Here is a 5,288-nt window from a genome sequence, read left to right as displayed (position 1 = left end):
CCCCCCCGAACGAGCCTGGGCCCATCGAGAGTCTGTGCAGCTAAGAGCGACAGAGCCCTTAGCTGCACAGACCCTGTTATGGTCATGGTCGCTCTCCTGGCGATGACCGGGAGGCCGAGTTTGGAGGGCGGGTGGCGGACGGCTGCTGCCGCAGGCCGGTCAGGAGGGCGTGGAGGGCTTCGGCGGCGGTGTGGCGGGCTTCGGCCGGGTCGGGGGCGGCGCCGGCGGTCATTGCCGCTTCGCAGAGAGCGCTGAAGACCAGGCGTGTCAGCATCGGACCAGGCTCCACTGACAGTTCCCCGGCGTGGGCCAGACCGTCAAGGAGCGACTGTAGCTCGGGCAGGGCCATCTGCTCGTCCAGTTCCCGGCATCGCTCGGCGCCAAGCGCCGCGGGGGCCTGCTGGAGCAGTGACCGGTGCGCGGTATCGGTGACGGTTCCCTGGAGGTAGGCGTCCAGCGCGGCGGTCAGCCGAGGCCAGGGCCGGTCATGCGGCATGGCCGCGGCGGCGACGTCCTCCGCCAGGCGCTCTTGGCGGTCGCGGAACACGGCTTCGAACAGATGGGCCTTGTCGGTGAAGTGGTAGTAGACCGTCCCCTTGCTGACGCGAGCGGCATGGGCGACGTCGTCGATCGTGGTCGCGGTGAACCCCCGCTCGGCGAAGAGTCCTGCGGCCGCATCGAGCACCGCGCTCCTGGTGAGTTCCTTGTACTCGGCTCTGCGGCCCTTGACGGTCATGCGGACTAGGATATAGTTCTCGACTATGAGTCAGTTTCCGACTGTCGGTCAGAATCTACCGGAGACGCTCAAAGGCACCGTCCGCTACTGGACGAACGGCGAGGGCTCTGGGCCCGCCGTGGTCTTCCTGCAGGTCTTCCTCGCCGGACCGGATGCCTGGACGCCCGCGGTCACCAACGCGTTCCCCTGCGGCCACCTCGAAATGATCAAGGATTCGGGGACGTTCACCTCGCACGACCAGCCCGCACGACTCACCGAACTGCTCGCGGGCTTCCTGGACGGACAGGACCACCGGTGACCCCCGACGAGTTTCCCGCCGCCTTCGCCGCGGGCTGGGCACTGCCCAAACCCGATGCGTTCCTCGACCACTTCCGCCCGCTCATCGCCCCGGACGCAACGTTCACCCAGCCCATGTTCCCCGCCGCCCACGGCGTGACCGCCATCGAGAGCATGTTCCGGCGCCTGTTCGCTCTGTTCCCCGACATGGCGCTCACGGTCGTCCACACCGCCGTCGAGACCGACACCATCTACATCGATTCCCTCTGCACCGCGAGCCTCGGCCGCGGACCCGTCGAATTCCCCGTCTGCGACCGGTTCACCGTCGCCAACGGCGCCATCAGGGCGCGCCGCTCCTTCGCCGACCCGCTTCCGGTCCTGCTCACCGGGCTGCGCCGTCCCTCCGCCTGGCCCCGCCTCCTACGCAGCCGCCTTCCCGTGCCGAACACGAAAGAGCTCCGTGCAGGAGAGGCATAGACGCTGCGGGCCCCAGGGCTGTGTCCGATCACTTTCACCGCCCCGTGCTCCGCCCGGGTGTCCCGCTGCCGGCGACCTCGGCTTCCGCCCACGCCGCCGAGTCCGCCCCACCCGTCCCGCCCGGTCCCGTGGCGCCTCGACCCGCACTTGCCCGCCCTCGGTCGACCCCGTTTCGGCTCAAGTGCCGTGCGGTGGTTACTGGCCGGCTCGGCTGGGCGTTCGCTCCCGCTCATAGCCCAGATGATCGGTCATCTCGGCCTCCAGGGCTGGCCTGCAGCACATTCTTGATGATCCCAGCCGGCAGTCCGTCCGGGCCGACCGACACCCCCTACCTTGGCCTCCTCGGCTAGGTGTACTGCCCACGGAGGTTGTGAATGCGAGGACACGGCCGGATGATCTCGGGATGAGTGAGGGCCTCCGGGTTCGGTGTGGATTGCGACATCTGCACCGGCGCCCAGGAGGCCCTCATGCCCCACCGTAACGCCCCGCTGACCGAGACCGGCCGTCTGCGCCTGGCCCGCTGCGTGGTCGAGGACGGCTGGCCGCTGCGGCGGGCGGCCGAACGTTTCCAGGTCTCGCCCACCACGGCCCGCCGGTGGGCGCACCGGTACCGGCAGCTGGGCGAGGCCGGCATGGCCGACCGCTCCAGCCGCCCGCACCACAGTCCGCGTCGAACCCCGACTCGGACCGAGCGGCGGATCATCAAGGTGCGGGTGCTGCGCCGGTGGAGCTCCCGGTGGTCAAAGGCATCCCAAACCTCGACCTACCGGGAGCTCCGTGCTTCTCGATCACGCCGCACCGAGTCGTAACCAGCGCGTGACCAGTAAAATCACGATGGAATCAGCTCACCGTTCCACTGCCGGCGGCGCGCCGTGGAAGGATCAGCCGCCCACGCCGCCGTCCCCGGACTGGCGAGCCTTGGGCGGCCCGGGAACAAGGACACAGGGCTCGACGGGGCCGGTGGCGGCGCCGGCCAACATCCAGGCGGCGGAGGCGCCTCGGCCAAAGTGAGTGAAGCCGACCTCCAGCACCAGCGTCTGTCCGGGCTTGAGCCGGTCGGGATGGATGCGGTTGAAGGCGCCGTCACTGCCGTCGTCCTCAGGGCGCATGATCGTGACCAGCGTGCCGTCGTTGTCGGTGATGTTCCCACGGGGCGTCCTGCAGTTCTTGTCGTTGGGCACGAAATCGACGACCGCCGGCACCCCCAGCGCCCGTAGCCGGGAGGCGATGACCTCCGGATGCCGGTAGTCGCGGATATAGAGCCGGATCGACCCGTCCGGATCCCGGACGACCGCGTTGGCCTTGGACGCCCGATCCCCGTTCAGCACCGGAATACCGATTGCCATTCCCACCGCGGTCGCCACCGCAGCGGCCGCCAGCCCCGCCCGCCGCCACCAGGTGGTCAGGATGGGCGGGTCCACCGGAGCCGATGTGGTGCGGGCGGCAACGACGTCCTTGAGCTCCGCCAAGAGCCGATCTTCGAAGGTCTGCACGATCACTCCCTGGAGTAGGCGAGGGTGGCCGAGATTGCGGGCAGTGCGGCACGCACCGCCTTACGGGCCCGATGGAGCCGAACACGGGCGGCAACGGGCCGGATCCCCAGCGCGGCGGCCGCCTCGGTGACCGTGAGCCCGTCCACCGTGATCAGTTCAACTACGGCCCGGACTCCTTCCGGAAGTTCGGCCAGCGCCTCGTAGATGCGGCGCCCGGCGCTCTCGGCGTCGATCCGCTCCTCCAGCCGGGCGATGTCAACGGCGTCCAGCAGCCGCCGCCCGGCGACCCTCCTCACAGCCTGAGACTCCCGTGCCATCCTGCGGTGCTCGGCAGCCACGACATTGCGCGCCACCCCGTACAGCCAGCCCAGTTCGCTGCCCATGGCGGGCCGGTAGGTGTGGGCCGAGTCGATGACCGCCATGAACACCTCCGCAGTCAGGTCGGCTGCGGTATGCGGATCGCGGACACGGCGGGCCACGAACCGGCTGACCTCCTCGATGTGCCGCCGATAGAACTCCTCCAAGGCGGTGGGATCCCTGCCGACACAAGCGAGGCCGCTCTCGGGTTCGGCCATGCTCTCTCCTCTCGCAGTCACGCCCCTACTTGGCGCGGCGCCGGAAAAGCGTTACCGAGCCCCGGCTACAGAGCCGCCGGCCAGCGGGCCGAATCGCCCCGGCCCGCCAAGGACTGACCGTGATCCTTTCCGCCCGCCGTCTGGACTGGTCAGCGTGATGCCGGTGACTCAGCGGTCCCCCGGCGGGGCGCCGCGACCTGGAGATTCTGCCGTGTGAGCTTCCCAAAAGGACGTCCCGGCCGCCCTTCCAAGTCCCTGACCCTCCAACAGGCGGAGTCGGTGTTGGACGCGGCCCAGACCGCGGCCCCGGCTTCGCGCATACGTCGTTCTGTCCCTGTTGACCGGCGTCCGGACGGAGGAACCCTGTGGGCTCCTCTGGCCGCATGTCGTTGCGTACGACGAAGACCGCCAGGAGCGGCGCACGGTGGGGTGGACACCGGCGGCGGGGAGCACGAAGAGTCCGCCATGCACGTCTGGCGCTCCGTCCGGAAGGGCGGCGACACCAAGACAGCCAAGTCTCGCCGCACGCTCAAACTTCCTCGGCGCTGCGTGGCAGCGTTGCAAGATCTCTGGGAGCTAGGCCGTGTCCGGTAGATCTTGGTGTTTGGCTGAGGGTGATCTTTGGGTGTGGATTTGATGCTGTGTCATGGTGCGACGGCATGAGTTGACCGATGCGGCGTGGCGGCGGATCGAGCCGCTTTTGCCCGCGCAGCCCGCTCGGGGTGGCCGGTGGGCCGATCACCGCACGGTGTTGAACGGGATCTTGTGGAAGCCGGCCACCGGTGCCCCGTGGCGGGACCTGCCGGAGCGGTACGGCAAGTGGAAGACCGTCTATGAGCGGTACCGCAGGTGGGCCGCCGACGGCACCTTCGACCGCATCCTCACCCATGTGCAGGTCCACGATGATGCGGTCGGCCGGATCGACTGGACGGTCAGTTTCGACTCCACCGTCGTGCGCGCTCACCAGCACGCCGCCGGTGCCCGCAAAAAGGGGAACCGGACGGGACGAACCCGGCATCGGGCAGCGGTCAGGCGCTCGGGCGGTCACGGGGCGGGCTGACCACCAAGGTCCACCTGGCCGTCGACGGGCGCGGAATGCCGCTGTCGATCGTGCTCACCGCCGGCAACGTCAACGACTGCACCGCCTTCCCCGACGTCCTTGCCGGGATCGGGGTGCCGCGCCCGGGGCGGGGGCGGCCGCGGTGCCGACCGGACCGGGTGATCGCAGACAAGGCCTACAGTTCGGCGGCGATCCGCCGGACCCTGCGCCGGCGGGGCATCGCCGTCACCATTCCCCAACGCGCCGACCAGAAGGCCGGACGCGCCCGCCGCGGCTCACGAGGCGGGCGCCCACCGGTGTTCGACCCGGCCCTGTACCGGCGCCGCAACGTAGTCGAACGCTGCATCGGCCGCCTCAAACAATGGCGCGGCATCGCCACACGGTTCGACAAACTCGCCCGCAACTACCGCGCAGGACTCGTCCTGGTCACCGCCCTACTCTGGATCAACTCATGATCCACCGGACACGCCCTAACGCAGCCGGACCGGCACGGCGGCCTCGTATTCGCCACACGGACCGACGGGCAACTGAGCGCGGGCAACGTCCGGCGAGAGTTCCACCGCGTAGTTGCGCGTGCGGAACTCACGGCGTCCGACTGGACCCGCAGAAGATGCGGCACAGCTTCGTGTCGCTGCTGTCCGACAGCGGCGTCCCTCTCGGACACATAGGAG

General features: G+C 69.4%; 6 protein-coding genes and 1 pseudogene. 4 read left to right on the top strand and 3 right to left on the bottom strand.

Annotation, left to right across the window (positions count from 1 at the left end; all coding sequences use genetic code 11):
- Window positions 1-82: 82 nt before the first annotated feature.
- Entirely contained in the window at window positions 83-736 is a 654-nt protein-coding gene (locus AF1_RS31750) for a TetR/AcrR family transcriptional regulator (protein ID WP_067807875.1), read from the bottom strand.
- Between the two features lie 25 nt (window positions 737-761).
- Between AF1_RS31750 and AF1_RS35535 the strand changes: the two genes are divergently transcribed.
- The 3 genes and pseudogenes from AF1_RS35535 to AF1_RS33910 all read left to right on the top strand — a co-directional run.
- The gene (locus AF1_RS35535) at window positions 762-1,034 is read left to right on the top strand and encodes a hypothetical protein (protein ID WP_165488405.1); all 273 of its coding nucleotides are present in this window, start codon (window positions 762-764) and stop codon (window positions 1,032-1,034) included.
- A complete protein-coding gene (locus AF1_RS35530; protein ID WP_067807869.1) occupies window positions 1,031-1,489 on the top strand; it encodes a nuclear transport factor 2 family protein in 459 nt (152 codons plus the stop codon). Before AF1_RS35535 ends, AF1_RS35530 begins: the two co-directional genes overlap by 4 nt.
- Window positions 1,490-1,956: 467 nt before the next feature.
- Window positions 1,957-2,217: pseudogene (locus tag AF1_RS33910) on the top strand (helix-turn-helix domain-containing protein); the annotation flags it as partial.
- Window positions 2,218-2,370: 153 nt separating this feature from the next.
- On the opposite strand, the gene AF1_RS31730 reads toward AF1_RS33910, so the two are convergent.
- Entirely contained in the window at window positions 2,371-2,982 is a 612-nt protein-coding gene (locus AF1_RS31730) for a hypothetical protein (RefSeq protein ID WP_067807864.1), read from the bottom strand.
- A gap of 2 nt (window positions 2,983-2,984) precedes the next feature.
- Complete coding sequence (locus tag AF1_RS31725; protein ID WP_067807863.1) at window positions 2,985-3,557, bottom strand: RNA polymerase sigma factor; 573 nt, start codon at window positions 3,555-3,557, stop codon at window positions 2,985-2,987.
- A gap of 649 nt (window positions 3,558-4,206) precedes the next feature.
- Here AF1_RS31725 and AF1_RS33905 point away from each other — a divergent pair.
- Window positions 4,207-5,072, top strand: a protein-coding gene (locus AF1_RS33905) for an IS5 family transposase (protein WP_131732754.1) whose coding sequence is annotated in 2 segments (ribosomal slippage) — window positions 4,207-4,555 and window positions 4,555-5,072 — 867 coding nt in all. Because the reading frame shifts where the segments join, the coding sequence is not laid out codon by codon here.
- The last annotated feature ends 216 nt before the right edge of the window (window positions 5,073-5,288 follow it).

The sequence above is a fragment of the Actinomadura formosensis NBRC 14204 genome (assembly GCF_001552155.1).
Taxonomy (GTDB): Bacteria; Actinomycetota; Actinomycetes; order Streptosporangiales; family Streptosporangiaceae; genus Spirillospora; species Spirillospora formosensis.
This window is presented reverse-complemented; position numbering and strand designations above follow the sequence as displayed.